At 58.5% G+C, this 25,654-nt stretch carries 29 protein-coding genes; 14 read left to right on the top strand and 15 right to left on the bottom strand.

The window, feature by feature from the left end; genetic code table 11:
* Window positions 1–29 precede the first annotated feature (29 nt).
* Entirely contained in the window at window positions 30–1,511 is a 1,482-nt protein-coding gene (locus ACQKPC_RS09715; protein ID WP_427624282.1) for a methyl-accepting chemotaxis protein, read from the bottom strand.
* Between the two features lie 203 nt (window positions 1,512–1,714).
* Window positions 1,715–2,524, bottom strand: a complete 810-nt coding sequence (locus ACQKPC_RS09720) for a TatD family hydrolase (protein ID WP_427624283.1) — start codon at window positions 2,522–2,524, stop codon at window positions 1,715–1,717.
* A 236-nt stretch (window positions 2,525–2,760) separates the two neighbouring features.
* Here ACQKPC_RS09720 and ACQKPC_RS09725 point away from each other — a divergent pair, with 236 nt between their 5' ends.
* The 3 genes from ACQKPC_RS09725 (at window position 2,761) to ACQKPC_RS09735 (ending at window position 5,289) form a co-directional block, all read left to right on the top strand.
* The gene (locus tag ACQKPC_RS09725) at window positions 2,761–4,182 is read left to right on the top strand and encodes a transglycosylase SLT domain-containing protein (protein ID WP_427624377.1); all 1,422 of its coding nucleotides are present in this window, start codon (window positions 2,761–2,763) and stop codon (window positions 4,180–4,182) included.
* A 103-nt stretch (window positions 4,183–4,285) separates the two neighbouring features.
* Complete coding sequence (locus ACQKPC_RS09730) at window positions 4,286–4,720, top strand: DoxX family protein (protein ID WP_063341098.1); 435 nt, start codon at window positions 4,286–4,288, stop codon at window positions 4,718–4,720.
* A gap of 260 nt (window positions 4,721–4,980) precedes the next feature.
* Window positions 4,981–5,289 carry a class I SAM-dependent methyltransferase gene (locus ACQKPC_RS09735; RefSeq protein WP_123723182.1) on the top strand — a complete coding sequence of 103 codons (309 nt, stop codon included), beginning with the start codon at window positions 4,981–4,983 and terminating at the stop codon, window positions 5,287–5,289.
* 14 nt (window positions 5,290–5,303) lie between these two features.
* Here ACQKPC_RS09735 and ACQKPC_RS09740 read toward each other — a convergent pair whose 3' ends face one another.
* The 4 genes from ACQKPC_RS09740 to ACQKPC_RS09755 form a co-directional block, all read right to left on the bottom strand.
* The gene (locus ACQKPC_RS09740) at window positions 5,304–6,167 is read right to left on the bottom strand and encodes a hypothetical protein (RefSeq protein WP_427624284.1); all 864 of its coding nucleotides are present in this window, start codon (window positions 6,165–6,167) and stop codon (window positions 5,304–5,306) included.
* 172 nt (window positions 6,168–6,339) lie between these two features.
* Window positions 6,340–6,837, bottom strand: coding sequence for a transcription elongation factor GreB (gene greB / locus ACQKPC_RS09745; protein WP_123501220.1), 498 nt, complete (start codon window positions 6,835–6,837; stop codon window positions 6,340–6,342).
* Window positions 6,838–6,871: 34 nt separating this feature from the next.
* A complete protein-coding gene (locus ACQKPC_RS09750; RefSeq protein WP_427624285.1) occupies window positions 6,872–9,376 on the bottom strand; it encodes an ABC transporter permease in 2,505 nt (834 codons plus the stop codon).
* Window positions 9,376–10,059, bottom strand: a complete 684-nt coding sequence (locus tag ACQKPC_RS09755; RefSeq protein WP_007899869.1) for an ABC transporter ATP-binding protein — start codon at window positions 10,057–10,059, stop codon at window positions 9,376–9,378. The genes ACQKPC_RS09750 and ACQKPC_RS09755 overlap by 1 nt, the downstream gene beginning before the upstream one ends.
* 10 nt (window positions 10,060–10,069) lie before the next feature.
* Between ACQKPC_RS09755 and ACQKPC_RS09760 the strand changes: the two genes are divergently transcribed.
* The 3 genes from ACQKPC_RS09760 (at window position 10,070) to ACQKPC_RS09770 (ending at window position 12,300) form a co-directional block, all read left to right on the top strand.
* Window positions 10,070–10,675, top strand: coding sequence for an arylesterase (locus tag ACQKPC_RS09760; protein ID WP_427624286.1), 606 nt, complete (start codon window positions 10,070–10,072; stop codon window positions 10,673–10,675).
* A 56-nt stretch (window positions 10,676–10,731) separates the two neighbouring features.
* Window positions 10,732–11,025: a hypothetical protein gene (locus ACQKPC_RS09765; protein WP_008075246.1), complete on the top strand. Its 294-nt coding sequence runs from the start codon at window positions 10,732–10,734 to the stop codon at window positions 11,023–11,025.
* Between the two features lie 303 nt (window positions 11,026–11,328).
* Window positions 11,329–12,300: a L,D-transpeptidase family protein gene (locus ACQKPC_RS09770; RefSeq protein WP_427624287.1), complete on the top strand. Its 972-nt coding sequence runs from the start codon at window positions 11,329–11,331 to the stop codon at window positions 12,298–12,300.
* Between the two features lie 124 nt (window positions 12,301–12,424).
* Here ACQKPC_RS09770 and oprI read toward each other — a convergent pair whose 3' ends face one another.
* Complete coding sequence (gene oprI / locus ACQKPC_RS09775; protein ID WP_003172710.1) at window positions 12,425–12,676, bottom strand: outer membrane lipoprotei OprI; 252 nt, start codon at window positions 12,674–12,676, stop codon at window positions 12,425–12,427.
* Between the two features lie 629 nt (window positions 12,677–13,305).
* On the opposite strand from oprI, the gene ACQKPC_RS09780 reads away from it, so the two are divergent.
* Window positions 13,306–13,587: a GNAT family N-acetyltransferase gene (locus ACQKPC_RS09780; RefSeq protein WP_007899932.1), complete on the top strand. Its 282-nt coding sequence runs from the start codon at window positions 13,306–13,308 to the stop codon at window positions 13,585–13,587.
* A 65-nt stretch (window positions 13,588–13,652) separates the two neighbouring features.
* On the opposite strand, the gene ACQKPC_RS09785 is transcribed toward ACQKPC_RS09780, so the two are convergent.
* Together ACQKPC_RS09785 and ACQKPC_RS09790 are read right to left on the bottom strand one after the other, a co-directional pair.
* Window positions 13,653–14,729, bottom strand: a complete 1,077-nt coding sequence (locus tag ACQKPC_RS09785) for a 3-deoxy-7-phosphoheptulonate synthase (protein ID WP_007899930.1) — start codon at window positions 14,727–14,729, stop codon at window positions 13,653–13,655.
* Window positions 14,730–14,931: 202 nt separating this feature from the next.
* The gene (locus ACQKPC_RS09790) at window positions 14,932–15,360 is read right to left on the bottom strand and encodes a PilZ domain-containing protein (protein ID WP_192344076.1); all 429 of its coding nucleotides are present in this window, start codon (window positions 15,358–15,360) and stop codon (window positions 14,932–14,934) included.
* On the opposite strand from ACQKPC_RS09790, the gene ACQKPC_RS09795 reads away from it, so the two are divergent.
* The 5 genes from ACQKPC_RS09795 (at window position 15,359) to cysB (ending at window position 19,318) form a co-directional block, all read left to right on the top strand.
* The gene (locus ACQKPC_RS09795; RefSeq protein WP_008075707.1) at window positions 15,359–15,745 is read left to right on the top strand and encodes a thioredoxin family protein; all 387 of its coding nucleotides are present in this window, start codon (window positions 15,359–15,361) and stop codon (window positions 15,743–15,745) included. The genes ACQKPC_RS09790 and ACQKPC_RS09795 overlap by 2 nt on opposite strands.
* On the top strand, window positions 15,742–16,698 hold the full coding sequence (locus ACQKPC_RS09800) for a putative 2-dehydropantoate 2-reductase (RefSeq protein ID WP_427624289.1): 957 nt from the start codon (window positions 15,742–15,744) through the stop codon (window positions 16,696–16,698). Before ACQKPC_RS09795 ends, ACQKPC_RS09800 begins: the two co-directional genes overlap by 4 nt.
* A 25-nt stretch (window positions 16,699–16,723) precedes the next feature.
* Window positions 16,724–17,629, top strand: a complete 906-nt coding sequence (locus ACQKPC_RS09805) for a 5'-nucleotidase (protein ID WP_008075703.1) — start codon at window positions 16,724–16,726, stop codon at window positions 17,627–17,629.
* A gap of 97 nt (window positions 17,630–17,726) precedes the next feature.
* On the top strand, window positions 17,727–18,230 hold the full coding sequence (locus tag ACQKPC_RS09810) for a universal stress protein (RefSeq protein ID WP_008075701.1): 504 nt from the start codon (window positions 17,727–17,729) through the stop codon (window positions 18,228–18,230).
* Window positions 18,231–18,343: 113 nt separating this feature from the next.
* Window positions 18,344–19,318 carry an HTH-type transcriptional regulator CysB gene (gene cysB, locus ACQKPC_RS09815; protein ID WP_007899921.1) on the top strand — a complete coding sequence of 325 codons (975 nt, stop codon included), beginning with the start codon at window positions 18,344–18,346 and terminating at the stop codon, window positions 19,316–19,318.
* Window positions 19,319–19,321: 3 nt separating this feature from the next.
* Here the strand turns inward: cysB and ACQKPC_RS09820 are convergent, their stop codons facing one another.
* Complete coding sequence (locus ACQKPC_RS09820; RefSeq protein ID WP_427624290.1) at window positions 19,322–19,804, bottom strand: GreA/GreB family elongation factor; 483 nt, start codon at window positions 19,802–19,804, stop codon at window positions 19,322–19,324.
* A gap of 14 nt (window positions 19,805–19,818) precedes the next feature.
* Window positions 19,819–20,217 carry a hypothetical protein gene (locus ACQKPC_RS09825; protein WP_008075695.1) on the bottom strand — a complete coding sequence of 133 codons (399 nt, stop codon included), beginning with the start codon at window positions 20,215–20,217 and terminating at the stop codon, window positions 19,819–19,821.
* 124 nt (window positions 20,218–20,341) lie between these two features.
* Here ACQKPC_RS09825 and earP point away from each other — a divergent pair, with 124 nt between their 5' ends.
* A complete protein-coding gene (gene earP / locus ACQKPC_RS09830; RefSeq protein WP_427624292.1) occupies window positions 20,342–21,499 on the top strand; it encodes an elongation factor P maturation arginine rhamnosyltransferase EarP in 1,158 nt (385 codons plus the stop codon).
* A gap of 48 nt (window positions 21,500–21,547) precedes the next feature.
* Window positions 21,548–22,117, top strand: coding sequence for an elongation factor P (locus ACQKPC_RS09835; protein ID WP_427624293.1), 570 nt, complete (start codon window positions 21,548–21,550; stop codon window positions 22,115–22,117).
* 165 nt (window positions 22,118–22,282) lie between these two features.
* Here the strand turns inward: ACQKPC_RS09835 and ACQKPC_RS09840 are convergent, their stop codons facing one another.
* From ACQKPC_RS09840 to ACQKPC_RS09855, 4 genes are all read right to left on the bottom strand, one after another.
* Window positions 22,283–23,296, bottom strand: a complete 1,014-nt coding sequence (locus tag ACQKPC_RS09840) for an alpha/beta hydrolase fold domain-containing protein (RefSeq protein ID WP_427624295.1) — start codon at window positions 23,294–23,296, stop codon at window positions 22,283–22,285.
* A 32-nt stretch (window positions 23,297–23,328) separates the two neighbouring features.
* Window positions 23,329–23,748: an organic hydroperoxide resistance protein gene (locus ACQKPC_RS09845; RefSeq protein ID WP_008009416.1), complete on the bottom strand. Its 420-nt coding sequence runs from the start codon at window positions 23,746–23,748 to the stop codon at window positions 23,329–23,331.
* A 350-nt stretch (window positions 23,749–24,098) separates the two neighbouring features.
* Window positions 24,099–24,560, bottom strand: a complete 462-nt coding sequence (locus ACQKPC_RS09850) for a MarR family winged helix-turn-helix transcriptional regulator (protein WP_427624297.1) — start codon at window positions 24,558–24,560, stop codon at window positions 24,099–24,101.
* Window positions 24,561–24,629: 69 nt separating this feature from the next.
* Window positions 24,630–25,586 carry a LysR family transcriptional regulator gene (locus ACQKPC_RS09855; RefSeq protein ID WP_427624378.1) on the bottom strand — a complete coding sequence of 319 codons (957 nt, stop codon included), beginning with the start codon at window positions 25,584–25,586 and terminating at the stop codon, window positions 24,630–24,632.
* Window positions 25,587–25,654 lie beyond the last annotated feature (68 nt).

Below are 25,654 nucleotides of genomic sequence, written 5' to 3' on the forward strand. Positions count from 1 at the left end.
TGGGAGCGGGCTTGCCCGCGATGGGGCCGTCACAGTTTCAGCTGACCTATGGCCTTGCTCAACTCCCCGGCCAACATCGCCAACTCATTGCTGGTAATCGCCGAATTCACGGTCTGCTGCACGGTATTCTCGGTGACGTCGCGAATGCTCACCACCGCCCGATTCATCTCCTCCGCCACATGACTCTGCTGTTCGGCCGCCACTGCGATCTGCGTATTGCTTTCACGCATCTGCGCCACCGCACTGGTGATTTCGACCAGAGCCACACTGGCTTCCTGAGCCTGCTGCATGCAGTCGTCCGCCTTGTACGAGCTTTCCTGCATGAAGTCCACGGCATCCCGAGTGCCGGCCTGCAGCGCTGAAACCATGGTGGTGATCTCGTCGGTGGACGCCTGGACTCGCTTGGCCAGGTTACGCACCTCATCGGCGACCACCGCAAACCCGCGGCCCATTTCCCCGGCCCGGGCCGCTTCGATGGCGGCGTTAAGGGCCAGCAGGTTGGTCTGTTCGGCGATGCTGTGGATCACGCTGACCACGCCGTTGATCTTCTGGCTGTCCTCGGCCAGACGCTGAATCATCTCGGCCGTTTGCTGCACGCCGGTGGACAACCCACCAATCGATTTCTGCACCCGAGTGACCACTTCCTGGCCGCTGCCGGCCAGGGTGTCGGCGGTTTGCGAGAGGTCGCGGGTGGCGCCGGCGTGTTGGGCGATGTGATGGACCGTGGCGGTCATTTCGTTGATCGCTGTGGCGGCCTGATCGGTTTCGCTTTGCTGACCGAGCATGCCGTGACGCACCTCGTTCATGCTAGAGGCCAGCCGCGCGGCACCGACATCCAGTTGCCGGGCGGTGCTGGCGACGGTGTTGACCACCCGCTGATAACCGGCCTGCATGGCGTTGAAGGCGTTGGCCATCTGCCCGACTTCATCCTTGCAAGCCAGCGGCACACGGGCCGACAGGTCGCCGCTTTTCTCGACATGGAGCATCACGTCTTTCAACGTGTTGAGCTGGCTGAGCAGGAAGCGGATCAACAGTTGCGAGGCGCCGAGCATTGCCAGCATCAGGATGAACACCGCTACCGCGTAGTGGGTGAAGCGTTCGCCGAACACTTGGCTCAGGCTCGGGCCATGGGCAATCACCGCGATCTGTTGACCATCGGGGCGAGTGAGTATCTCGGCGCCCATCAACGGGTTTTCACCGAACAGCGGCATAGCGTTGAACTCGACCCAACCATTGGTATCGGTCAGCTCCAGCACCGGTTGCCCATTCAGTAACGGTGCCTGCCCGCGATTGAAGGTCAACAGGTTATCGGCCTTGGGCAGCGGCTGCCCGGCAGGCCAGGCATTGAGCAATCGCGCCTGGGCCTGAGCCGAAGCCTGGGCGGCGTGGCTGCGGGCCTGTTGTTCAAGCTGCACGGCGTACAGCACCAGCAACAGGGTGGTGACGAAGGCAACGGCGTTGACCGCCCAGAATTTGTATTTCAGCGAGATGTTGCTAAGCCAGGCACCCATGGAGGTCTTCTCTGATAGCGGAAACAGTTTTGGCAAGGTGCCAGCATTGTGCCGCTATGCAGGGATTCAGATGTTGATGCAGGTCAACGAGTACAGCCTATCCAAATGTGGGAGCGAGCCTGCTCGCGATAGCGGTCTGTCAGCAACATGAATGCTGCAGGTGCCACCATCGCGAGCAGGCTCGCTCCCACAGGGAATTGTGGTTATTGGGGGATCGAAGGCAACCCGTAGAATGCCCGTGCGCATGCTGTGGTGTGGTTTGCCAGGTCTTCCTGGCTTTCCCCGCGATGCAACGCCACCTCACGCAACACTTCAGTCAGATACGCCGGCTCGTTGCGGCCATTCTTCGGCTTGGGGCGCAAACTGCGGGGCAGCAGATACGGCGCATCGCTCTCCAGCATCAAGCGCCCGCGTTTAATCTCTTTGACCAGTGGATGCAGGTGCGTGCCCCGGCGCTCGTCACAAATCCAGCCAGTGATGCCGATGTGCAGATCCAGATCGAGGTAGTTGAACAGCGCCTTCTTTTCACCGGTGAAGCAGTGCACCACGGCGGCCGGCAACTGGTCGCGGTAATCACGCAGGATCTCCAGCAATCGTTGGCTGGCATCGCGCTCGTGCAGGAACACCGGCAATTGCAGCTCGACCGCCATCTCCAGATGTTTTTCGAGGACCTTTTCCTGCTGCGGGCGGGGCGAGAAATCACGATTGAAATCGAGGCCGCATTCACCCACGGCCACCACGTTCGGCTCCTTGAGCAAACTGCGCAGGCGCTTAGCGCTGTCGGCGTTCCAGTCGCAGGCCGAGTGCGGGTGAATACCGGCCGTAGCGAACAGCCGCTGAGCGCTTTCGTCCAGTTGCTGGCACAGCTCCAGAGCCTGTTCACTGCCCTCGACGCTGGTCCCGGTGAGCACCAATTGGCAGACTCCGGCAGCATAGGCACGGTCGAGTACAGCCTGGTGTTTGTCGGCGAAACTGGGGTTGGTCAGGTTGACGCCGATATCGATGAGTTGCATGGTGCTACCTCGGACCAAAGGCCGGAAAGCATATCAGAGCTGTGGATTTATAAGAAAAACCAAGAACTACAACGAGTTAAAGCTGTCTGTTGAGGCCGCGAGACAGGTCGGATTGGTAGATTTGCCATCACTGTGCCACTCTCACGCACTTTACCAGCGCTTCAGGCGCTCTGTTTCTGTCGCTCGACGTCATGAAATCACCCATGAAGTCGACCAGTATTCTTTCCGGAGAGTGGATGACTCGTCCCTCGGTTTTGTTACTGCTGTGTTGTTCGTTGCTGCTGCCCATGCCGGCGGTTGCGCGTCTGGCCGGGCCGTTGCAAGCCGTGCCGGCGGCCAAGGTCCGCGACCTGGCGGAGATTCGCAGCAGTCGCGTGTTGCGGGTGTTGGTCAACCAGAGCCGCAACAGCTCCGGTGAAGTCCAGGGCCAGGCCATCGGCGTCGAATACCACCGCCTGCGCGCTTTCGAACAATACCTCAATGGCCATGCCCGCGATGGCCAGGAAATCACCCTCAAGATCATTCCCAAAGCCAAGGATCAACTGCTCGGCGCGTTGCAGCGCGGGGAGGGTGATCTGGTTGCGCCGGGAGAATTACTCGACCCGCAACCGAGCCTCGCCGTCAGTACCAGTCAGCCGATTGCCAGTAACGTGCCGTTGCTGCTGGTGGGGATTAAAGGCGAACGACGTTACACCCGTCTCGAACAACTCTCGGGCAAAACCCTCGCGCTGCCCACCGGCAGTGCCGCCGGGGATGCGGTCAGCCAGATCAATCAGAAACTCGCGCTGCACAAACTGCCTCCAGTGAAGATCGAGTGGGTCGATCCCAGCCTGGCGGTCGAGGACGTGCTGGAAATGGTCCAGGGCGGGATTTTTCATCTGACGATTGTCGAGCAACCGATTGCCGAACGTTGGGGCAAAATCCTGCCCAAATTACGCTTCGATCGACAGGTCCTTATCAGCGAGCCAGGCGAGGAATACTGGTTTGTGCGCCGCGACGCTTCAATGCTGCGTTCGAGCATCGATCGCTTCCTGACTACTTACAAGAAACCGTCGGACCAGGATGCGGCGTTCCTGCGGATCTATCGACGCCTGTATCAAGTGCACTATCCCTTGGCCAAAGCCGATCGGCAGCGCCTGGAAAAACTTCGCCCGGTGTTGCAGAAACACGCTGAAGCCCAAGGCATGGACTGGCTGAACCTGGCAGCGCTGGCCTTCAAGGAGTCGGCGCTGCAACCCAACGCCAGAAGCGGTAGCGGCCCCACCGGCCTGATGCAAATCACCCCGTCCGCCGCCCAACGGGTTGGCGTGAGTAATATTCAAAACCTCGACGCCAATGTGCAGGCCGGCGCCAAGTACCTGGCGATGATCCGCCGCAAGTTTTTTGCCAGCCCCAAACTCAATGAGCGCGAGCGCATGGCGTTCGTGCTGGCGGCCTACAACATGGGACCGGAGCGGGTTCAAGGCATGCGCGCCGAGGCCCGGCGGCGCGGCTTGAATCCTAATCAGTGGTTTTTCCAGGTCGAGCGCATCGCCATGGAGCAGGTGGGGATGGGGGCTGTCAGCTATGTTAATAGCGTGAACAAGTATTACTTGGCGTTCGATCGGGAGCGGGAGTCGTTGGAGCCCCAGGGGCAAAAAGTGGTCTCGCGCAAATGATCGACTAAGCTGATTGTTATGGTGCGTTTTTTGCGCTTTTAACATGAGTTTTACTGATTAATATAGCGGCCAACCAACACACACTCACAATGGATGACACAGCATGAGCACTCTGATCAACAAGGTACTGTTCACTCGCGCGGGCTACGGTCTGACGATTCTGCGCATTTTCGTCGGCATCATCTTCGCGGCCCATGGTTCACAGAAACTCTTTGGGGCATTCGGCGGCTACGGCATTGCCGGCACTGCGCAGTACATGGAAAGCATTGGATTGGCTCCGGGCAATGTGATGGCGATCCTGGCCGGTGGTACCGAGTTCTTCGGCGGTCTGGCGTTGATCATCGGTCTGCTGGCACGCCCGGCAGCGCTGGGGCTGACCTTTCTCTCTCTGGTGGCTATTTTCACAGTGCACATCAGCAACGGTCTGTTCATGGCTAACAACGGTTATGAGTTCGCCCTGGCTTTGCTCGGTGGCAGCCTCGCGGTGCTGATTGAGGGTGCAGGCAAGCTGTCGGTCGACCGCGCCATCACCAACTGACTGCCCTGGCTCAACGAAAAGGCCTGCATTGTGCGACGCACTGTGCAGGCCTTTTTTGTTGCTGGTGATTCTTGACACTGTCCGGTCAGCTTCTCTAGGATGCTGCCCATGCGCCGATTTAAACAGCTACTTGCGGGGCGCCAGGTAACTCATTCAGTTGCCGATAGAAGCTTGAAACAGGCTTCGAAATACCGCTAAAGCGCTGGTTCGGTGTTGCCTCTCACCTGCCATGCAGACTTTTGAGGCAGAGACACGACACAATGAATGCATTAAACCCCGTTATACGCCCCGCGCCGATCACGGCACACCTCACCCAGCGCAATCCAAAAATCCTGCTTGGCGGTAAACATCAGCCGACGCTTTTGCGTTACCTCGATGGCTGGCCACGTCGTACCGGTGGGCCTGCTGCCTTCCTGATTCAGTTTGTCGACGACGGCGAGTCACTGGCACGGTTTGCCAACGACAGTTTCGATCTGGCGGTGATTCTGGCACCCAACGCCGAGGATGCGCCTGAAGTGATCAGGCAGCTGACTCGCGTGGCTCGCCAAGGGCTGATTACTCGCCGCTGAAAGAGGCCTGCGTGTCATTGTGGGTGTTTTTTTTGCCTGCCGCGAAATTGATTGGCGTGCAAGCAGTTCAGGATAATTCGACTGCGGGTTGTCCAGTCGGTATTGATAATGAAGAACTTCTGGATATAACTATTTTCGTCAGTCGATTCAAACCAAGTATCTATTTTGTTGCTGAAATCGTCGGGTACAACGAGTGGTAAAACGTATTTGGCGCATTGTATTGAACGCAGCACATAAGAAGGTTTGTATTGCGTGGCGACCTCGTCCATAAAGGCTTTCAATTGTTGGGTGGTCATGACATTGTCGCCAGACCATTTTTGTTCCACTCCGGGCCAGAAGTCGGAGTTTTGAATGAAATGATTATAAGCAACGACGACCGTTTTTCCTGGGTGTTGATTCCATAGTTGGTCAAGCGTCAAGTGGCGCAGATCTTTAGAGATGGATCTGTAACCGATTTTACTATTGATAAGTTCACGCAACTCTTGATGAGCCTGTGGGGTAAAGTTCTTGAACTCGTGAAAGTCCAGAATGAAAATTTCCCGCGCCCGGGCCGATTTGGTTGAAGGCGTATCATAGAAGTCATTCACCATGTCTAGAATATCGACGCTGACCGTGCGTCCGGACGACGTCTTGTGGAAAATCTGGAAGCGGTGTGCCCGGCCGACAGGCTTGTTGCTATAGAACTCTACCCTTAGGTCCAGCACCCGTACGCCGGCGGCCACTTGCTCCTGAGGGCTGACATCTTGTGTGATCTCTTGAGGAAAAAATGCGTTCGGCGCTTTTTTGTCAAAGCCTGAGTCATGCGACCCCGGCAGAATAAGTTCGTCGATACGCAAGTTGCCGATATGTAGCGTATTGTTCATCCAGCGATCAAGCATGTTATTCATTCCTTTGAATAAAGTTAACTGAGTAAGTGAGGCAGGCATCCGCCAACAAGATTGTCAGTTGTCGGGCTGTCTGGCGGCTTGATAGTTGTTCTTTGTTGTTTTTAAGTCAAGTAGGAAGATGGGGGTGTTTGCAGCTTGTTGTTTCGATGTTGTAGGTAGGGTGTTACGGGTAATTGATGTCTATAATATAAACGCACTGTTCGCCAGTCGGTGTTTGCACTCGAACTTCGGCGTCCAGCGCTTTGCCGATCAGGGCGCGTGCCAGCGGCGAGTCGATGCTGATCAGCCCTTGTTTCAAGTCCAGTTCATCTGGCCCGACGATGCGATAGCGCGACTCTTTGCCTTCTTCATCTTCAATGGTGACCCAGGCGCCAAAATAGACTTTGTTCGGATCGCTGGGCTTCTCGCTGACGACCTTCAGTGCTTCCAGCCGTTTGGTGAGAAAACGCACGCGACTGTCGATCTCGCGCAACATTTTTTTGCCGTAGGTGTACTCCGCGTTTTCCGAGCGATCGCCCTGGGCTGCGGCCTCGCTGACCGACTGTGTCACTTGAGGGCGTCGAACATGCCACAACTCATGAAACTCGGCGCGCATCCGCGCTTCACCTTCGGGGGTGATCAACGCGGTGCCGGCGGTACGGGGAGGGCGATAACGGCTCATGGCAACTTCTTGTGGTAAAGAGAGCTTGAGTCTATCAACCCTCGCGCAAGACTGTCAGGGGGCTGGCGTTAAGAGCGCGGCGTGTACCAAATACACCGGCGCCTCCGATCAACGCGGCGCCGATCAGCGGCAATACCAGCAGCCATGGATGCGGATGCCAGGGCAGGTCGAAGGCATAACGGTAGAGCACCAGGCTCACCAATTCCGAACCCAGTGCCGCCAACAATCCGCTGACCGCGCCGAGCAGACCGAACTCGATCCGCCGGGCCCTGACCAGCAACTGTCGCTCGGCGCCTAGCGCTCGCAGCAATGCACCTTGGCGTATGCGTTCATCCAGCGTTGCCTGCAAACCGGAGAACAACACCGCCATGCCCGCCGCCAGCACAAACAACAGCACGTATTCTACTGCCAGGGTGACCTGGCCGAGAATGCTGCGCAGCTGCGCCAGCAAGGCTTCGACTTGCAGAATGGTCACTGCCGGAAAGCTTCGGGACAGATCAACGATCTGCTGATCGTGACCGGGCGCCAGATAGAAACTGGTCAGGTAGGTCGCCGGCAAGTCCTTCAGGGTGCCGGGCTGGAAGATCATGAAAAAGTTCGGCTGGAAGTTGTCCCAGTTGATCTCCCGCAGGCTGGTGACTTTCGCCTCCCGATTGGCTCCGCCGACGGTAAACACCATGTGATCGCCGAGCTTGAGTTTGAGGCTTTCGGCGACTTTACCTTCCACCGAAACTCCGGGTATTTCATCTGCCGGTTGTTGGTCCCACCAGTTGCCGGCGGTGAGTTTGTTGCCCGCTGGCAGGTCGGCCGCCCAAGTCAGGCTCAGGTCGCGTTGAATGGCTCGATCACCGGCCGAATCCTTGCTGACGATGTCCTGCACCGGTTCGCCATTGATGCTGATCAGCCGTCCCGGCACCACCGGATACAGCGGCGCCGATTGTGCCGACAGCTCCATCAGTCGATCGGTAAAGGCCTGTTTGTCTGCCGGCAGAATGTTCAGGGCGAAATAGTTCGGGGCGTTTTTCGGCAACTGGTTTTGCCAGGTATCGAGCAACTCGCCACGCAGCAAAGCGATCAGTGCCATGGACAGCAGAATCAAACCGAAGGCCAGGGCTTGACCGGCCGCCGCCAGTGGATGGCGCAGCAGTTGGCCCAACCCGAGGCGCCATGGCAATTCGGCGCGCGCCAGCATCCGGCGCAGGCTTTTCAGTAGCAGCAACAGCAAGCCGCCCAGCACCAGTGCCGCGATCACACCGCCGCCGAGCAGGGCGAAAGTCAGCAACAGGTCCAGGCTCAAGCGCCACATGATCAGGCCGAGGGCGCCTAATGCCGCGCCATAAACTATCCAGGTGCTGGACGGAATCGGCAGCATGTCGCGACGCAACACGCGCAACGGTGGCACTCGACCCAAAGCAGCCAGTGGTGGCAGGGCGAAACCGGCCAGCGCCACCAGCCCGGTGCCGATCCCCGCGATGGCCGGCAGCAGGCCACCCGGTGGAACATCGGTCGGCAGTAAATCACGCAGCAGCGCAAACAGCCCGAGCTGCGCGAGCCAGCCGAGCAGGGCGCCGCTGATGCTGGCAAGCAGTCCGAGTACGGTTAGCTGCAGACTGAACAGCACCATGGTTTCCCGACGGGACAGGCCCAGGCAGCGCAGCAATGCGCTGGCATCGAAGCGGCGGGTGGCGAAGCGTGTCGCCGACAACGCCACCGCCACACCGGACAACAGCACCGCCACCAGACTGGCCATGTTCAAATAACGTTCAGCCTTGCCCAGGGCGCCGCCGATCTGCCGATTGCCATCGCGAGCATCCTGGATACGCTGGTTGGCCGCCAGGCCTGGCTTGATCAGTTGCCGATAGGTTTCCAGCGCCGAGGCGTTGCCGCGCCAGAGTTCGCGGTAACTGACCCGGCTGCCGGGTTGCACCACGCCGGTTGCCTCAAGGTCGCTGAAGTTGATCAGCACCCGTGGCGTCAGGCTGTAGAAATTGCCGGCGCGATCCGGTTCGTAGGTCAGCACTCTCGCCAGCGTCAGGGTTTTCATGCCGACGTCGATGCTGTCGCCGATCTTCAAGTCCAATGCGGTCAGCAGTCGCGCTTCGACCCAGGCTTCGCCGGGTTTCGGTCCGCCACCGGGTTCTTCCGGCGCGAAGGGCGCGGGGGCGCTTTTCAGTTCGCCACGCAACGGGTAGACGTCATCGGCGGCTTTGATACTGGACAGCTGAATGCCGTTGTCGGTGGCGATGACGCTGGAAAACTCCACCACTTGAGCGTGTTCAAGGCCCAGCTCTGTGCCGCTCCTTACCTGTTCCGGTCGCGCCGGTGAGCTGCCTTCGAGTACCAGGTCGGCACCGAGAAACTCGGTGGCGCGCAGCATCATGGCGCCGTTCAGGCGAGCGCCGAAGTAACCGATAGCGGTACTCGCCGCCACGGCCACCAGCAAGGCGAAGAACAAAACGCGCAACTCACCGGCACGGGCATCGCGCAATAGTTGGCGCAGGGCGAGACTGAACAGGCGCAACAGCGGCAAGCGTGCCATCAAGGCTCCAGAGGGGCGACCAGCAGGCCGGCTTCAAGGCGGATCAGGCGCCGGCAGCGATGTGCCAGGCGCTCATCGTGGGTCACCAGCACCAGGGTCGTGCCGCTTTCCTGGTTGAGTTCGAACAGCAAATCGCTGATGCGCTCGCCGGTGTGGCTGTCGAGGTTGCCGGTGGGCTCATCGGCGAACAGCACGTCGGGCTCGGCGGCGAAGGCCCGGGCAATCGCTACGCGTTGCTGTTCGCCACCGGAAAGCTGGCGCGGTGAGTGGGTCAGGCGTTGGCCCAGACCGACCCGTTGCAGCAGTTCGGTGGCGCGCTCGCGGGCGTCTTTACGGCCATCGAGCTCCAGCGGCAGCATGACGTTTTCTAAAGCATTGAGACTGTCGAGCAGCTGGAATGATTGAAAAACAAACCCCACATGCTCGGCGCGGATGCGTGCGCGTTGGTCTTCATCGAGATTGCTCAGGCCTTGCCCGGCGAGGGTGACTTCACCGCTGCTCGGCAGATCGAGGCCAGCGAGCAGGCCCAGGAGGGTGGATTTGCCGGAACCGGAGGCGCCGACGATGGCCAGGCTATCGCCCTTGTTCAGTTCCAGGCTGAGTTCGTGCAGGATAGTCAGTTCACCTTCCGCGCTCGGAACCACTTTGCTGAGGTTCTTCGCGGTGAGAATGCTTGCGCCCATGGAGAATCCGATGCGTGTGTGGTTTTTGAGTGCTGGCCTGGCCTTGATGTGCATGGCCCAGAACGCAGCGGCGGGTACAGTCCTGATCGTTGGCGATAGTATCAGCGCCGGTTTCGGCCTGGATACCCGCTTGGGGTGGGTGTCGTTGCTCGAGCAACGGCTCAAGCGCGAAGGTTTCGACGATAAGGTGGTCAATGCATCCATCAGTGGCGACACCAGCGCCGGAGGCCGGGCGCGCCTGCCGGCGCTGCTTGCAGAGCATAAGCCTGAGCTGGTTATCCTCGAGTTGGGGGGCAATGACGGCCTGCGCGGAATGCCGCCAACACAATTGCAACAAAATCTTGCGTCGATGATCGACAGCTCCCGCGTCAGTGGCGCCAAGGTGCTGTTGCTGGGCATGCAATTGCCACCCAATTATGGCGTGCGTTACACCCAGGCCTTTGCCGAGGTATTCATCAAGGTGGCCAACGAGAAAAAGATTCCGCTGGTGCCGTTTTTTCTCGACGGTGTGGGCGGTCATCCGGACCTGATGCAAGGCGACGGCCTGCACCCGGCTGCGGAGGCTCAGGACAAGTTGCTGGAAAATGTCTGGCCGACACTGAAACCGCTGCTTTGACGCTTTTCTAGCGGCGGTGTTTCGGCTAAGGTGGCGCCCCCGATTTGGAGCCCCCGATGCCGCGTCCTGCCTGGTCCCTATTTGCCTACCAACTGATCGAGCCTGACGAACAGCTGGATCTGTTCGCCTGCCAGGAAGTGCGTGTGCATCTGGTGACTCGTCAGTTGGAGTTGGGCGGCTCGGTGGACCGAACCTTGTGCGGCAGCCTGTTGCCGGCGCAACCGCGCTGGTCGAGCGTCGACCGTACCGTGTTCCAGGACCAGCGTCTGTGCTCGCTGTGCCGGGCCATTCTGGAGTCGCAAAAACGCGGCACCTCACCGATCTGGCCTGAGTTGCGGTTCGAGCTTTAGATCGCCTGTGGTAAGGACCCCCCTGTAGTGAGGGGGCTCTTGTGGCGAGGGGGCTTGCCCCCGTTCGGCGGCGCAGCCGTCGTAGCGGATGAATGAGACATGCCTGATAGACTGCAGCGCCTGTCTCAGGGCCGCTGCGCGACCCAACGGGGGCAAGCCCCCTCGCCACAGAGCCCCCTCGCCACAGGCAAGCCTCCATCCGCAGATCCCCCAACCACAGGTCTTTACGTCTCCCCGAAATAACGGGAGGCGGTGTACAATCCCGTTTTTATACCCTTGTCGATCATGCGAAGGATTTTCCGGATGTTGCCGCGCTTTCCCGCCGTCACCCGCTGCCTGTCTCTTGCCGCCCTCTGTGTCGCGGGTCCGGTAGCAGCATTGGAGCTACCCCTGCCACCTGCCGGTGAAGACATCATCGGCCAGGTGCAAGTGATCAAGGCCAAGTACGAAGACACCTTCGCCGACCTTGGCACCACCTACGATCTGGGCTACTCGGAAATGGTCGCGGCCAACCCAGGGGTCGATCCATGGCTGCCGGGCGCCGGGACCGAAATCGTCTTGCCGACGCGTTTCATCCTGCCGCCGGGTCCTCGTGAAGGTATCGTCATCAACCTGGCTGAATACCGTCTCTACTATTTCCCGAAAGGCCGGGACGTGGTGTACACCTTCCCGCTGGGTATCGGCCGTGAAGGCTGGGGCTCGCCGATTGCCCATACCAGCATCATCGCCAAGACGCCGAACCCGACCTGGACGCCTCCAGCGTCGATCAAGGCCGAGCACGCCGCTGATGGCGATCCACTGCCGAATGTGGTGCCAGCTGGCCCAGACAACCCGCTGGGGCCGTTCAAGTTCACTCTTGGCACTCCGGGCTACCTGATCCACGGCTCGAACAAGAAATTCGGTATCGGCATGCGCACCAGCCACGGTTGCTTCCGCATGTTCAACAACAACGTGCTGGAAATGGCCAGCATGGTGCCGGTCGGGACGTCGGTGCGGATCATCAATGACCCGTACAAGTTCGGCCTCAGCGCCGGCAAGGTTTATCTGGAAGCGCACACGCCGCTGGACGACAAGGGCAACCCTTCGGTGGTCGACAAACACACCGCAGTCATCAACGCGATGCTCAAGCGTGAAGACATCACTAACAACTTGCGCATGAACTGGGATGTGGTGCGTGACGTGGTTGCCGCTGAAGATGGCCTGCCGGTGGAAATCGCCGTGCCGAATGCGTCGGCGCCGATGGTATCGAGTGCACCGATCGATCTGCAGCAGTAACGCGTTAAAAGCAACCCGCCGACGCAGGCCGCGTCGGCGGGTTTTTTATGGCCTGCAGAAACAGCGGGCAATAAAAAAGCCGACCCAAAAAATGGGTCGGCTTGATAACAATCCCGAAGGACTATTACTTGCGGCTAGCTTTTTCCAGCATGCGCAGAGCACGCTCGTTAGCTTCGTCAGCAGTCTGTTGTGCTTTTTGAGCAGCAGCCAGAGCTTCATCAGCTTTACGGTAAGCTTCGTCTGCACGAGCCTGGGAGCGAGCTGCTGCGTCTTCAGTAGCAGTCAGACGTGCTTCGGTTTCTTTCGATACGCTGCTGCAACCGGTAGCCAGAACTGCGGCCAGAGCCAGAGCAGAGAATTTCAGAACGTTGTTCATCGTGTTCCCCTTCAAGGACTTTCTATTAAGTAGCTGTCTCCTCAGAGTGAGGAAATAGCCGGCGTACATACTACCCATTACTTGTAGTAAGTAAACTGACGTAGAGCAAGAAGCAAAAAAAATTGTAGGCGTTGATTCTTTTTCGAGCAACTTTTAACTGCATTGTATAAAAAATATCCAGCTGCGAGGCCCGAGCTGAGCGAGCCGCCAAAGAAAAGTTCCCCACCTCGGCAGCTGTTTTTCAGTCTCGACTAAAGTCTGTCTAGATGGAATCGTCCAGACTTTTGTTCGGATTTTGCGCAGCGACTCTCATATCTTTATCCATGTTGAGGTGACTTAAACAAATGGCGCTCGTCTTAAGTCGCAATATCCGGCAATGTTCAGGCTCGACTCGGGAAGATTCCGGTCAGGCCGCCCCTGCATTACCCAAGCAACATCCGCCTGCCAGCATGACGAGCGTCCCTTGAGCATTTCTGCCAATGGTGCCTACTATTTGATACGTGCTCGGTTGCGCGAGATTGGTGTTGCTCTCTCGGTGTCCATTCAGGCACAGGGTGGCGTAGATGTTCCTTCGCCGGAAAAACATCGGTAAGGTAGGGGTCAGAATTAAAGACCCGCGAGGAGTAGTGATGAGCGAGGCGTTGTCCATCCACCATGACCAGGCTGGTCATCAGTTCGAGACCACTGTGGACGGTTATCGTGCCTACCTGACCTATATGGATCTGGGGAAACAGACCCTGGATATTTATCGTACCTTTGTGCCCAACGCGCTGCGTGGTCGCGGCATCGCGGCGGCGTTGACCGAGCAGGCACTGCAATACGCCGAGGAAATGGGCTACACAGTCATTCCATCGTGTTCCTATGTGGAGCGCTACATGGAGCGTCACGCGCGGCATGCCGCCAAGCTGTGAATAAAGCGAGCGCATAAAAAAACGCCAGGTTTAAGCCTGGCGTTTTTTTTTGCGTGAAACGGTGATCAGCTGCGATCGCGTTTAGGCAACACATCCTTGAGCTTGGCGTGCATGCTGCGCAAGGTGTTTTCGGTGGCGGTCCAATCGATGCAGGCATCGGTGATCGACACGCCGTATTGCAGGTCGGCGAGGTCTTTCGGGATCGCCTGGCAGCCCCAGTTCAGGTGACTTTCGACCATCAGGCCGATGATTGACTGGTTGCCTTCGAGGATCTGGTTGGCGACGTTCTCCATCACCAGCGGTTGCAGAGCCGGGTCCTTGTTGGAGTTGGCGTGGCTGCAATCGACCATGATGTTCGGCTTGATCTTCGCCTTGTTCAGCGCTTGCTCGCAGAGCGCGACGCTGACCGAATCGTAGTTCGGTTTGCCATTACCGCCGCGCAACACCACGTGACCGTAGGCGTTGCCCTTGGTGGTGACGATCGACACGCCACCTTCCTGGTTGATGCCCAGGAAGCGGTGCGGGCTGGAGACCGATTGCAAGGCGTTGATGGCCACTGTGAGGCCGCCATCGGTGCCGTTCTTGAAGCCGACAGCCGAGGACAGGCCGGAAGCCATTTCACGGTGAGTCTGGGATTCAGTGGTGCGTGCACCGATCGCCGACCAGCTGATCAGGTCCTGCAAGTATTGCGGGGAGATCGGGTCGAGGGCTTCGGTTGCGGTCGGCAGGCCCATTTCGGCCAGGTCCAGCAGCAACTGACGCCCGATATGCAAGCCATCCTGAATCTTGAACGAGTCGTCCAGGTACGGGTCGTTGATCAGGCCTTTCCAGCCGACGGTGGTGCGTGGCTTCTCGAAATACACGCGCATGACCAGATACAAGGTATCGGACACTTCCGCCGCGAGCGCTTTCAGACGCTCGGCGTATTCGTGGGCAGCCTTGATGTCATGGATCGAGCACGGCCCGATCACGACGAACAGGCGGTGGTCGGTGCCATCAAGAATGTTGCGAATGACTTCGCGGCCCTTGGTGACGGTGCGCAGGGCAGCGTCGCTCAGAGGGATGTCACGCTTGAGCTGATCGGGAGTGATCAGGGTCTCGTTGGAGGCGACGTTAAGGTCGTTGATCGGTAAATCAGCCATCGTTTACTCGTCAGGTCACGGGTGCCGGCCGCCAGCGAACCCGCGCGGCGGAGCACAGCAAATTAAGCGCGTCGGGGAGCTGAACCTTAGCGCGTTACACCGTGGCTCGACAATGGGCAGACACCGGTTAGAGGGCATTCTCGGTTAGTTTCCCCGCCGCGCCGGGGAAACTGACTGAGAACGCCCCCTAAACCAGCATTACCTATGCAAATGCCTTGCGAACCGTGTCGTGGGAGAACTCGTTGGCGTGCAGCTGGACCCATTCGAGGGCCAGGGTCTGGTTGTTCACCTGTTCGCTTTGGAGTTCGTGCTGACGGCAGTAACGTTCGATCTGGCAAACCTGCTCACCCATTCGCGCGCTGAACAGGGTCTGTTCGTCGACAAAAGCGATGCCCACCAGGTAGCTGCGTTTTCGTCGCAGGCACCACGCCACATAGCCCAGGTAACAGATTGTGGTGCTCAGGGTCGGCATGCGTACTTGAAGTGCGGTGCCCCTTCGCCATCCGCGGTGGTAATTGCAAGCCACGCCGCCGAGGCTGATAGTGTGCAGCTGTTGCCGCGAAATGCACTCATGTTTGAGCAACGTCAATTCGACGGGTACATCGTCAGGATGAGGAAGATAACGTCCCATGAACACGGACTCCCTGTGTCGGCCATCTGACATCGTTTCTCCCAGTATAGTGGTCGAATCGGAACTGACCGATTTCGACGCCGACCAACGGCTGTTGGCGATGAACGGTATTTCCCTGGTGATCTTTACCAGCGTCGGCTGCGCGAGCTGCCGTTTTGCCCGTGAGCAATTGCCCACGTTCGATCTGGCGGTCGATCGACTGTGCTGGATCGATGCCGGGAACAATGGTGGCGTGGTCGAGCGTTATCGGGTCTTTCATTTGCCGGCGCTGTTTGTAGTGCGCGACGGTGAATTCTTTGGGGCACTACAGTCGCGTTTGATCAGCGCCGAGCTCAATGCAGCCGTGGGGCTGGCGTTGAGTCGAATAGCAGAGGAATTACCATGATAGGGGCAGTTGCCAAGCCGACAATCGGTATTATCGGAACCGGCGCGATCGGCGGTTTCTACGGGTTGATGCTGGCGCGTGCCGGCTTCGATGTGCATTTTCTGTTGCGCAGTGAATTTTCAGCGGTGGCCGAACACGGGCTGCAACTCGACAGTGCGATGCACAGCACGTTGACGTTGAACCCGGTTCAGGCCTATTCGACGGCCGAAGATATGCCGCCCTGCGACTGGTTGCTGGTGGGCACGAAAACCACCAGTAACGCGGACTTGGCGCCGACAATCATTCAAGCTGCCGCTCCGAATGCCAAAGTGCTGTTGTTGCAAAATGGCCTGGACGTCGAAGACAGCCTGCGCGACTTGCTCCCCGATTCGCTGCACCTGCTTGGTGGGCTCTGTTTTATCTGCGTCCATCGCGAGGGACCTGGCGTCATCACCCATCAGGCGCTCGGCGCGGTGAATGTCGGCTACCACAGCGGCCCGGCAATCGATGAGCAGGCGCGGATGGCGATTGTCGAGGAAGGCGCCGGGCTGTTCCGTGCCGCCGGAATCGATTCCCAGGCCATGCCGAACCTGCATCAGGCGCGTTGGCAAAAACTGGTCTGGAATATCCCTTACAACGGTCTGTCGGTTCTGCTCAGGGCAAGCACTACGCCGTTGATGGCCGATACCGACTGCCGGGAGCTGATCAAGGCGCTGATGACCGAAGTGGTTCAGGGGGCAACGGCCTGCGGTCACGAAATGCCGGCCGGATATGCCGACCATCTGTTCATGATGACCGAGAAAATGCCCGACTACTGGCCGAGCATGTACCACGACTTCCTGCACAAGCGACCGCTGGAACTGGATGCCATCTACACTCGGCCACTGGCAGCGGCGAAAGCGGCGGGATGTGAGTTGCCGCGAATTGAAGCCTTGTATCGCAGCTTGAGTTTTATCGACCGACGTAATCACTGAGTCGGCCAAAAGGAGAGGGAAGGGCATGGCCAATGGCATAGACGACAAACTGGTGTTGGCGATTTCTTCGCGAGCACTGTTCGACTTGAGCGAGAGCCACAAGGTTTATCTGTCGAGCGGCGTCGAGGCCTATCGGCAATACCAGATCGAACACGAAGACGAAATTCTCGAGCCCGGCGATGCGTTCCCGTTAGTCGAAAAACTCCTGAACCTGAACGCCAGTCTCGGCCGTGCCCGGGTCGAGGTAATCCTGGTGTCGCGCAACAGCGCCGACACCGGCCTGCGGGTTTTCAATTCGATTCATCATTATGGCTTGGCGATTTCGCGTGCGGCATTTGTCGGCGGGCGCAGTCCTTACCCATACCTGAAGGCCTTTGGCTGCGACCTGTTTCTTTCGACCCATTCCGACGATGTGCGCAGTGCGCTGGATGCCGGTTTCGCGGCAGCGACTATTCTGTCGGGCGGTGCCAGTCGCGCCGCCAGCGATGAATTGCGCATTGCATTCGACGGTGACGCGGTACTGTTTTCCGATGAGTCGGAGCGGGTCTATCAATCGGGAGGCCTTGCAGCGTTTCAGGCCAGCGAGCGTGAGGCCGCCCGCGAGCCTTTGCGCGGCGGGCCGTTCAAAGGATTCCTCGCGGCGCTCAACCTTTTGCAGCGCGAGTTCCCCGACGATGCCTGTCCGATCCGCACCGCACTGGTGACTGCGCGCTCGGCGCCGGCCCATGAACGGGTGATCCGCACCTTGCGCGAATGGGACATCCGTCTGGACGAGTCGCTGTTCCTTGGAGGGCTGACCAAATCAGCCTTTCTCGAAGCCTTTGCCGCCGACGTATTTTTCGATGACCAGGCCGGCCATTGCGAGCTGGCCCGCGAAGTGGTCGCCACCGGTCACGTGCCGCATGGCATCAGTAACGAGCCGTCGATTTAAAGCGCTGCGGTTCAATGCGTTGCGCCGAACGCCGCACTCGTCACCGCACTGCTAAGCTGAATCAATCTCCGCCATGTTGGCATTAAAGGAGGTCCCTATGATTCATTCGATGCTGTATGCCACCGACCTCGGTCTGTACGCACCTTTTGTGATGCAGCATGCGTTGGCACTGGCTCGAACATTCAATGCCGATTTGTATGTGGTGCATGCGGTTGAGCCGATGGGGTTGTTCGCCGAATCGGTGCTTCAGAGTTACCTCGATGAGCAGGCCTTGAACGAGTTTCACAGCCAGGGCCTGAATACGGTGATTGCCAATATCGAGCAGCGGGTGCTCGACAGCTTTCGCGAAGAGCTGGGGGATGAGGGGGAGCAGGACCTGGAACGGATTCGGGCAGTGCGGGTGCTGCAGGGCGATCCGTCGCAGGTGATTCTCGAGCAGGCGCAGAAACTCTCCGTCGATTTGCTGATCGTAGGAAGTCACAGTCATGGCGCTGGCGCCGAAACGCCATTGGGCCGAACCGCTGCGCGCGTGTTGCAACTGTCCAGAGTGCCGGTCTATCTGGTGCCGCTGATGGAACGTCGCCGCAAAGGGGATCGCTAGGACACGAATAATGGCGTTTTGATAAAAAAGTTCTAGATTTATTAATCAAACCATTAATATAGTTATATATCGTCGCTGATGCCCGTGGCGTCTACCTGCTTTGAGGGATTCATATGAAGCTTCAACAATTGCGCTACATCTGGGAAGTGGCGCACCACGACCTCAACGTTTCAGCTACAGCCCAAAGCCTCTACACCTCGCAACCGGGCATCAGCAAACAGATCCGTCTGCTGGAAGACGAATTGGGGGTCGAGGTTTTCGCCCGCAGCGGCAAGCACTTGACCCGGGTTACCCCGGCTGGCGAGCGCATCATCACCACCGCCGGCGAAATCCTGCGCAAAGTTGAAAGCATCAAGCAGATCGCCCAGGAATTCTCCAACGAGAAAAAAGGCACCCTGTCGATCGCTACCACGCACACCCAGGCGCGTTATGCGTTGCCACCGGTGATCAGCAATTTCATCAAGCAATACCCGGACGTTGCCCTGCACATGCACCAGGGTTCGCCGATGCAGATCGCCGAGATGGCCGCTGACGGCACCGTCGATTTCGCCATCGCGACCGAAGCGCTGGAGTTGTTCGGCGACCTTGTGATGATGCCGTGCTACCGCTGGAACCGCTGCGTGGTCGTGCCTCAAGGCCACCCGCTGACCAAGCTGTCGAAGCTGACCCTTGAAGCCCTGGCCGAATACCCGATCGTGACGTACGTGTTCGGTTTTACCGGCCGCTCGAAACTCGACGAAGCCTTCAGTCATCGCGGCCTGACACCGAAGGTGGTGTTCACCGCCGCCGACGCCGACGTGATCAAGACTTATGTTCGTCTGGGCCTGGGCGTGGGCATCGTGGCGAAAATGGCGGTCGACACCAAACTCGATAGTGACCTGGTGGTGCTCGATGCCAGCGAGTTGTTCGAATCCAGCATTACCAAAATCGGTTTCCGTCGCGGCACCTTCTTGCGTGGTTTCATGTGCGACTTCATCGAGAAATTCGCGCCGCACCTGACCCGCGAAGTCATGGCCAAGGCCATTCAGTGCCACAACAAACAGGAACTGGAAGAGCTGTTCGACGGCGTTGAACTGCCGGTGCATTAATCGCTAGATCACCTCGGTGACAGAAAACTGTTGCCGAGCGCCCGCCACCAGAATCTCCACTTCATCCCCTTCGAACTTGCCCAGCAGGCTTTTGCCCAGCGGCGAGCGAGGGGTAATGACGGTAATCAATTGCCCCACCAGATCGATCTTCAGCCCGGCCGCGTCGGGGGCCAGGAACAGCCATTGTTCGCGACCCTTTTCGTCTTCCAGACCGAGCAGGGCACCGACTTCGATGCCGCGCTGATCGTCATAAGGCCGTAATGTCAGGTTCTGGCAAAGGGCCAATGACTGCCTGATTTCTTCCACTCGCTTGGCCTGTCCGGCCGCCAGATAAGACGCCTCCAGCCCCAGCGTGTCGTACTTGTTTTCGGCTATGTTTTCTTCGTGGGTCGCGGTTTCGTAAGCGGTTTGCGCGGCACGTTCAGCGATGTCGAGATCGATCCGCAGCTTGTCGATAATCAGTTGGTGGACGGTCGGCTTGTGCATGGAGAGCTTCTTGATCAGTCGCAGAATTGCAGGACGTTGGCGCGGCTTTTTTCGCTCGGCGCCGTTTGATTTTGCTGCAGCCAGAACTGGCATTTTGGATTGGACAGATTGTGTTTGCTGCTTCTGGCCTGTTCCACCATTTGCTGCTGTTCATTCCTGCGCAGATGGTCCTCGTACTGTTCGAACATCGGGTTCTGCGAGGCGGGTTGCTCAATCACCGGTGGCTTTGCCAGTTGCTCCACCGCTTGGGCCAAGGGCGCCAATTGCTCGTTGAACAACAGGCGCCAGGCGAGCCAGCAAGTCAGTGCGATCGCGATGAATCCCAGCCACAAACCGAGGGCAATACTGCCGGTCAGTTGCAGCGCATTAAACTGGATCGGCAAGGGACGGCGCGGGTTGGGACGGTAGGGCATTACTGCCTCCTGGCGGGTGGTCGCGGGCAAGTGGCGATTGTCGCATGAAGATTAATCGCCGTCGGCTCTTCTGCACGGGGTAATTTATGCGGACAATCGGCGCCTTTGCCAACGGGAGCCTGGAATGCCTGAAATGCCTCAAGTGAAAAACCGCTGGCGCTGGGATATTTTTTGCACCGTGGTCGACAACTTCGGCGACATCGGTGTGACCTGGCGCCTGGCCCGACAACTGGTGGCCGAACATGCCGTGACGGTGCGCTTGTGGGTCGACGACCTGCGAGCCTTCGAGCGTTTGTGTCCGCAGATCGATATCAACGCTGCGCAGCAGTGGCAGCAGGGCGTAGAGGTGCGACAGTGGTCGGCCGACTGGCAACCCACTGAAGCCGCTGATGTCGTCATAGCCGCATTCGCCTGCCAATTGCCAAGTGCCTATATGGAGGCCATGGCGGAACGGGAAAAACCGCCGCTGTGGATGAACCTCGATTACCTGAGTGCCGAAGACTGGGTCGTCGGCTGTCACGGCTTGCCGTCGGTGAAGTTCAAGAACGTGCAGAAGTTCTTTTTCTTCCCGGGCTTTCGCAAGGGCACCGGCGGCTTGTTACGTGAAAGCGGATTGCTGGAGCGGCGTCGGCAGTTTCAGCAAAGTCCGCAAGCTCAGCAAGAATTCCTGCAAGGCTTGGGAATTGAGCGCGCGCCGAATGCACAACTGATCTCGCTGTTTGCCTACGAAAATACCGGGCTGGCCAGTTGGCTCGACGCGATGGCTGGCGACTTGACGCCGACTCATCTGCTGGTGCCCGAAGGGCGGATTCTCGGCGATGTCGAACGCTGGCTCGGGGTGGATGGGTTGAAGGCCGGTGCGGTGCATGTGCGTGACGCCTTGACCGTGCAAGTGTTGCCGTTCGTCCGGCAGGATCAATATGACCTGCTGCTGTGGAGCTGCGATTTCAACGCTGTGCGTGGCGAAGACTCCTTCGTCCGCGCCCAATGGGCAGGCCGGCCGCTGCTCTGGCACATCTATCGGCAGGACGAAGACATCCATCTGGATAAGCTCGACGCCTTCCTGACCCTGTACACCCAAGGCCTGTCCGGGCCTGCCCGCGAGGCGATCAGTGGTCTATGGCGGGCATGGAATGCAGGTGAGACAATGACCGATCACTGGAAATCAACCCGCAAACACTGGCCTGAACTGGAAAAACATGCCGAGACATGGTGTCTGGAACAAGCCTTGCAGGCAGATCTTGCCGCAGCGCTGGTACAGTTTTACCTAAATTGGATATGATACGCGGCCTAGATTTTTGTAAATCCCATCCAAATTCGGATATTCGCAATGAAAACTGGTAAAGAACTGAAACCCGGTACCGTGATCCGTCTCGAAAACGATCCTTGGCTGGTTCAGAAAGCTGAATTCACCAAGTCGGGTCGTAACAGCGCGATCATGAAGACCAAGCTGAAAAACCTGCTGACCGGTTACAAGACCGATATCGTTTACAGCGCCGATGACAAGCTGGACGACGTAATCCTCGACCGCAAAGACGCGACCCTGTCCTTCATCAGCGGCGACACCTACACGTTCATGGACACCACTGACTACACCATGTACGAGCTGAACGCTGAAGACATCGAAGCCGTTCTGCCTTTCGTTGAAGAAGGCATGACCGATGTTTGCGAAGCGATCTTCTTCGAAGAGCGTCTGGTTTCCGTAGAACTGCCGACCACTATCGTGCGTCAGGTTGACTACACCGAAGGTTCCGCTCGCGGTGACACTTCCGGCAAGGTGATGAAGCCTGCCAAACTGAAGAACGGTACCGAGCTGTCGGTTGCTGACTTCATCGAAATCGGCGACATGATCGAGATCGATACCCGCGAAGGCGGTTCCTACAAAGGCCGTGCTAAATAAGCACAGTCTCAGGAATGAAAAAGCCCGACCATTGAGTCGGGCTTTTTTGTGACCGAAGATCGAGATCAAAAGATCGCAGCCTCGTTTCACTCGACAGCTCCTACATGGATTTTGTATTCCCCCTGTAGGAGCTGTCGAGTGAAACGAGGCTGCGATCTTTTTGCTTTATTTCAGGTGTTGCTTGAGCTCCTCAGAGGCCTGCAACATCGCCGAACGCACCGCGGGCACCTGGCTCACCACATTGAGCAAACCGTAGTCATGGATCATGCCGTTGTAGCGCACTGCCGTGACCGGCACACCAGCCTCATCGAGTTTGCGGGCGTAGGCTTCACCCTCATCGCGCAGGACATCGGCGCTCGCCGTCTGCACCAGCGCGGGTGGCAAGCCCTTGAGTTGCGCGGTACTCGCCCGCAGCGGTGACGCGTATATCTCGTTCCGTTGCTTGGCATCGGTGGTGTAGTTGTCCCAGAACCACTTCATCATGTTTTTGGTGAGGAAGTGCCCCTCGGCGAACTGGTTGTAAGACGCCGTTTCGAAGCTGGCGTCAGTCACCGGCCACAACAACACCTGATACCTGATCGCCGGTGTGCCTTTGTCTTTGGCCATCAGCGCAACCACGGCTGCCATGTTGCCACCGACACTGTTGCCGGCCACGGCCAGGCGTTTGCCGTCGACGTTGATTTCTTTACCGTGCTCGGCCACCCACTTCGTCGCAGCGTAGGCCTGGTTGATCGCCACCGGGTAATGCGCCTCCGGCGACGGGGTGTAATTGACGAACACCGCCGCCGCGCCCGAACCCGTTACCAAATCACGAACCAGTCGTTCGTGGGTCGGGAAGTCCCCCAGCACCCAACCACCACCGTGGAAGAACATGAACACCGGCAGCTCGCCTTTGACCCCGGCCGGCCGAACGATGGTCAGGCTGATCGGTTGGCCGTCGACCTGGATGGTCTTCTCGCTGACATCGGCTTTTGGCAGCGTCAGTTTCACCCCGGCCTGCGCACCCACCAACACCGCGCGGGCATCGGCAGGCGTGAGCTGTTCCATCGGTTTGCCGGTGCCGGCATTCAGTACATCGAGGAACGCCTGGGTGTTGTGTTCAACCCCATTGCCTGCGAATGCACTGTTGATGGACAGGGCGAGAAGAGTACCGGTCAAGACGTTGCTGAAAGTGTTCATGTTCATTTCCTGTCAGGCCTTGGAGTCAGCGGTTAGACGGTAACGTGCAGGCGCACATCGACGTTGCCACGGGTGGCGTTGGAGTACGGGCAAACCTGGTGTGCTGCTTCTACCAGGCTTTGTGCGTCGGCTTGTTCAAGGCCCGGCAGGCTGATGTGCAGGTCGATGTCCAGACCGAAACCGCCAGGGATCTGGCCGATGCCGACATGGGCGGTGATCGATGCGTCGTCCGGGATTTTGCGTTTGGTCTGGCTGGCGACGAATTTCAGCGCGCCGATGAAGCAGGCGGAGTAGCCAGCTGCGAACAGTTGTTCAGGGTTGGTTGCCGCACCGCCAGCACCACCGAGTTCTTTCGGGGTCGCGAGTTTGACGTCGAGGACGTTGTCGCTGGAGATCGCACGACCGTCACGGCCGCCGGTGGAGGTTGCGATTGCGGTGTAGAGAGTTTGCATGGTGTGAGCCTCATTTGGATTTGTGTGTTTTGCGCTAAATGTTTGCGCGCTAAGTAAGTGCGAGATGAATGTAGCTCGCAAGTATTTAGCGTGCAAGATAAATTTTCGAAAAAATTTGATCCCGATTGAACGTATGCGGTTAGAAGTGTTGAGTTAGAGCTGTCGAGGCGGTTTTATTCAGCGGAGAATTTTTTTGAGGAGGAAGGCGAACGAGCGTGGAAAGGACGCCCGAAAACAAATGTGGGAGCGAGCCTGCTCGCGATAGCACTGTGTCAGTCAACATCAATGCTGAATGTCACATGGCTATCGCGAGCAGGCTCGCTCCCACAGGGGGGTCGGTGATGATTTGGTCAGAGGCTGTCTTGCAGATGACTCCGCAGCGCTTGAAGATCCGCTTGCAGCTTTTTCAACTGTTCCAGCGTTTGTCCGCTGGCGCCGAGGATGCACTGGGGAATGCCCCGCGCCTTGTCTCGCAGTGCATGGCCTTGCTCGGTCAGTTCGACAAGCACTACTCGCTCGTCTTCACGGCTGCGGGTACGGCTCAGCAGGCCTTCGGCTTCCAGGCGCTTGAGCAGCGGGGTGAGGGAGCCGGGATCGGTCAGCAGGCGGGTGCTGATTTCGCCGACCGTCAACCCATCCTTTTCCCACAACACCATCATCGCCAGGTACTGCGGATAGGTCAGGCCCAGCGCTTGTAGTAGCGGCTTGTAGACTTTGGTCATCAGCAGCGAGGTGGAATGCAGGGCGAAGCAGACCTGATTGTCCAGCAGCAGGTCGTCGCAGTTATCCGGGTTGTTGCGCTCGGTGTTCATTTTAAAGCCTTGATCAGTGATCGTCATGAATCTAGCGGGCGAATCTTTAATGCGCCAGATAATTCTGGACTAGTGGCGGTCCAGGTTGGTTTGCAGCGCCAGATCCCATGGCGGGATGGGACTGAAACGGGTTTTCAGGTATTCCAGCAACAAGCGGCTGCGCGAGCTGGGTTGCTGTTCCAGGCGCAACGCATAAATGCCGGTGCTTTCCGGTTTTGGCAGACCGTTCTCGCAGAACAGCGGCAGCAGTTCGCCGCGTAATAAATATTCGCTGGCCAGCCAGGTCGGCAAATGCGCGATGCCCAATCCAGCCAGTGCGCCGCACACCAGCGCCTCGGCATTGTTGGCGCTCATGCGGATTCGCGCTGGCCGGTGCAAGTGCATCTGCCCATCTCGCTCGAAGCGCCAGGCGAAGGGCGGAGCCAGGCCCTCCCAATCGAGGCCATCATGGTCGATCAACTGCGCAGGGTCGGTGGGCACGCCACGGCGTTGCAGGTAATCGGGGCTGGCGCAGGCGATACGCACCATACTCGCCAGCGGCGTCGCCACCAGTCGGGTGTCGGCCATCTGCCCGGCACGCAATACCAGATCGACCTTGCCCAGATTCGAGCCCTGCATGTCGACAAAGCTGTCGATCAGGTGCAATTGCACGTCGAGGCCAGGGTAAAGCGTCAGAAAATCGGCAATCACCGGCGCCAGGTGTCGGCGTCCGAACGCTGCCGGCGCATCCACCCGAATCAAGCCTTCCGGCGCACTGCTAAGAGACACCGCTTCCGCCCGGGCCAGGCGCAGTTCAGCGACGATCCGCCGCGCACGCTCAGCAAAAGCCAGACCGGCCGGGGTAGCGCGCACCGCATGGGTGCTGCGAATGAACAACTGGCTGCCAACGGCGCTTTCGAGGCTGTCGATGCGTCGCGCCACGGCCGAAGGCGTCAAGGGATGGCGTCGGGACGCGGCGGAAAAACTGCCGCTTTCCAGCACATCGAGAAACAGGCCAAGTTGTTCGGTCAATTGATTGGGGTTCATGGTTTGTTTGCGCTTGTGCGAAATTGGCACAGCCATTGTGCGTTGCTGTGCGTTTCCCCGCCAGAGCC

Source organism: Pseudomonas sp. NPDC089918 (assembly GCF_050280605.1).
In the GTDB taxonomy this organism is placed as follows: domain Bacteria; phylum Pseudomonadota; class Gammaproteobacteria; order Pseudomonadales; family Pseudomonadaceae; genus Aquipseudomonas.

Bases quoted from the DNA above. Each gene is read 5' to 3' on its own strand.
- ACQKPC_RS09715 (WP_427624282.1), bottom strand. From the start codon at position 1,511: ATGGGTGCCTGGCTTAGCAACATCTCGCTGAAATACAAATTCTGGGCG.
- ACQKPC_RS09720 (WP_427624283.1), bottom strand. From the start codon at position 2,524: ATGCAACTCATCGATATCGGCGTCAACCTGACCAACCCCAGTTTCGCC.
- ACQKPC_RS09725 (WP_427624377.1), top strand. From the start codon at position 2,761: ATGACTCGTCCCTCGGTTTTGTTACTGCTGTGTTGTTCGTTGCTGCTG.
- ACQKPC_RS09730 (WP_063341098.1), top strand. From the start codon at position 4,286: ATGAGCACTCTGATCAACAAGGTACTGTTCACTCGCGCGGGCTACGGT.
- ACQKPC_RS09735 (WP_123723182.1), top strand. From the start codon at position 4,981: ATGAATGCATTAAACCCCGTTATACGCCCCGCGCCGATCACGGCACAC.
- ACQKPC_RS09740 (WP_427624284.1), bottom strand. From the start codon at position 6,167: ATGCTTGATCGCTGGATGAACAATACGCTACATATCGGCAACTTGCGT.
- greB (WP_123501220.1), bottom strand. From the start codon at position 6,837: ATGAGCCGTTATCGCCCTCCCCGTACCGCCGGCACCGCGTTGATCACC.
- ACQKPC_RS09750 (WP_427624285.1), bottom strand. From the start codon at position 9,376: ATGGCACGCTTGCCGCTGTTGCGCCTGTTCAGTCTCGCCCTGCGCCAA.
- ACQKPC_RS09755 (WP_007899869.1), bottom strand. From the start codon at position 10,059: ATGGGCGCAAGCATTCTCACCGCGAAGAACCTCAGCAAAGTGGTTCCG.
- ACQKPC_RS09760 (WP_427624286.1), top strand. From the start codon at position 10,070: ATGCGTGTGTGGTTTTTGAGTGCTGGCCTGGCCTTGATGTGCATGGCC.
- ACQKPC_RS09765 (WP_008075246.1), top strand. From the start codon at position 10,732: ATGCCGCGTCCTGCCTGGTCCCTATTTGCCTACCAACTGATCGAGCCT.
- ACQKPC_RS09770 (WP_427624287.1), top strand. From the start codon at position 11,329: ATGTTGCCGCGCTTTCCCGCCGTCACCCGCTGCCTGTCTCTTGCCGCC.
- oprI (WP_003172710.1), bottom strand. From the start codon at position 12,676: ATGAACAACGTTCTGAAATTCTCTGCTCTGGCTCTGGCCGCAGTTCTG.
- ACQKPC_RS09780 (WP_007899932.1), top strand. From the start codon at position 13,306: ATGAGCGAGGCGTTGTCCATCCACCATGACCAGGCTGGTCATCAGTTC.
- ACQKPC_RS09785 (WP_007899930.1), bottom strand. From the start codon at position 14,729: ATGGCTGATTTACCGATCAACGACCTTAACGTCGCCTCCAACGAGACC.
- ACQKPC_RS09795 (WP_008075707.1), top strand. From the start codon at position 15,359: ATGAACACGGACTCCCTGTGTCGGCCATCTGACATCGTTTCTCCCAGT.
- ACQKPC_RS09790 (WP_192344076.1), bottom strand. From the start codon at position 15,360: ATGGGACGTTATCTTCCTCATCCTGACGATGTACCCGTCGAATTGACG.
- ACQKPC_RS09800 (WP_427624289.1), top strand. From the start codon at position 15,742: ATGATAGGGGCAGTTGCCAAGCCGACAATCGGTATTATCGGAACCGGC.
- ACQKPC_RS09805 (WP_008075703.1), top strand. From the start codon at position 16,724: ATGGCCAATGGCATAGACGACAAACTGGTGTTGGCGATTTCTTCGCGA.
- ACQKPC_RS09810 (WP_008075701.1), top strand. From the start codon at position 17,727: ATGATTCATTCGATGCTGTATGCCACCGACCTCGGTCTGTACGCACCT.
- cysB (WP_007899921.1), top strand. From the start codon at position 18,344: ATGAAGCTTCAACAATTGCGCTACATCTGGGAAGTGGCGCACCACGAC.
- ACQKPC_RS09820 (WP_427624290.1), bottom strand. From the start codon at position 19,804: ATGCACAAGCCGACCGTCCACCAACTGATTATCGACAAGCTGCGGATC.
- ACQKPC_RS09825 (WP_008075695.1), bottom strand. From the start codon at position 20,217: ATGCCCTACCGTCCCAACCCGCGCCGTCCCTTGCCGATCCAGTTTAAT.
- earP (WP_427624292.1), top strand. From the start codon at position 20,342: ATGCCTGAAATGCCTCAAGTGAAAAACCGCTGGCGCTGGGATATTTTT.
- ACQKPC_RS09835 (WP_427624293.1), top strand. From the start codon at position 21,548: ATGAAAACTGGTAAAGAACTGAAACCCGGTACCGTGATCCGTCTCGAA.
- ACQKPC_RS09840 (WP_427624295.1), bottom strand. From the start codon at position 23,296: ATGAACACTTTCAGCAACGTCTTGACCGGTACTCTTCTCGCCCTGTCC.
- ACQKPC_RS09845 (WP_008009416.1), bottom strand. From the start codon at position 23,748: ATGCAAACTCTCTACACCGCAATCGCAACCTCCACCGGCGGCCGTGAC.
- ACQKPC_RS09850 (WP_427624297.1), bottom strand. From the start codon at position 24,560: ATGAACACCGAGCGCAACAACCCGGATAACTGCGACGACCTGCTGCTG.
- ACQKPC_RS09855 (WP_427624378.1), bottom strand. From the start codon at position 25,586: ATGAACCCCAATCAATTGACCGAACAACTTGGCCTGTTTCTCGATGTG.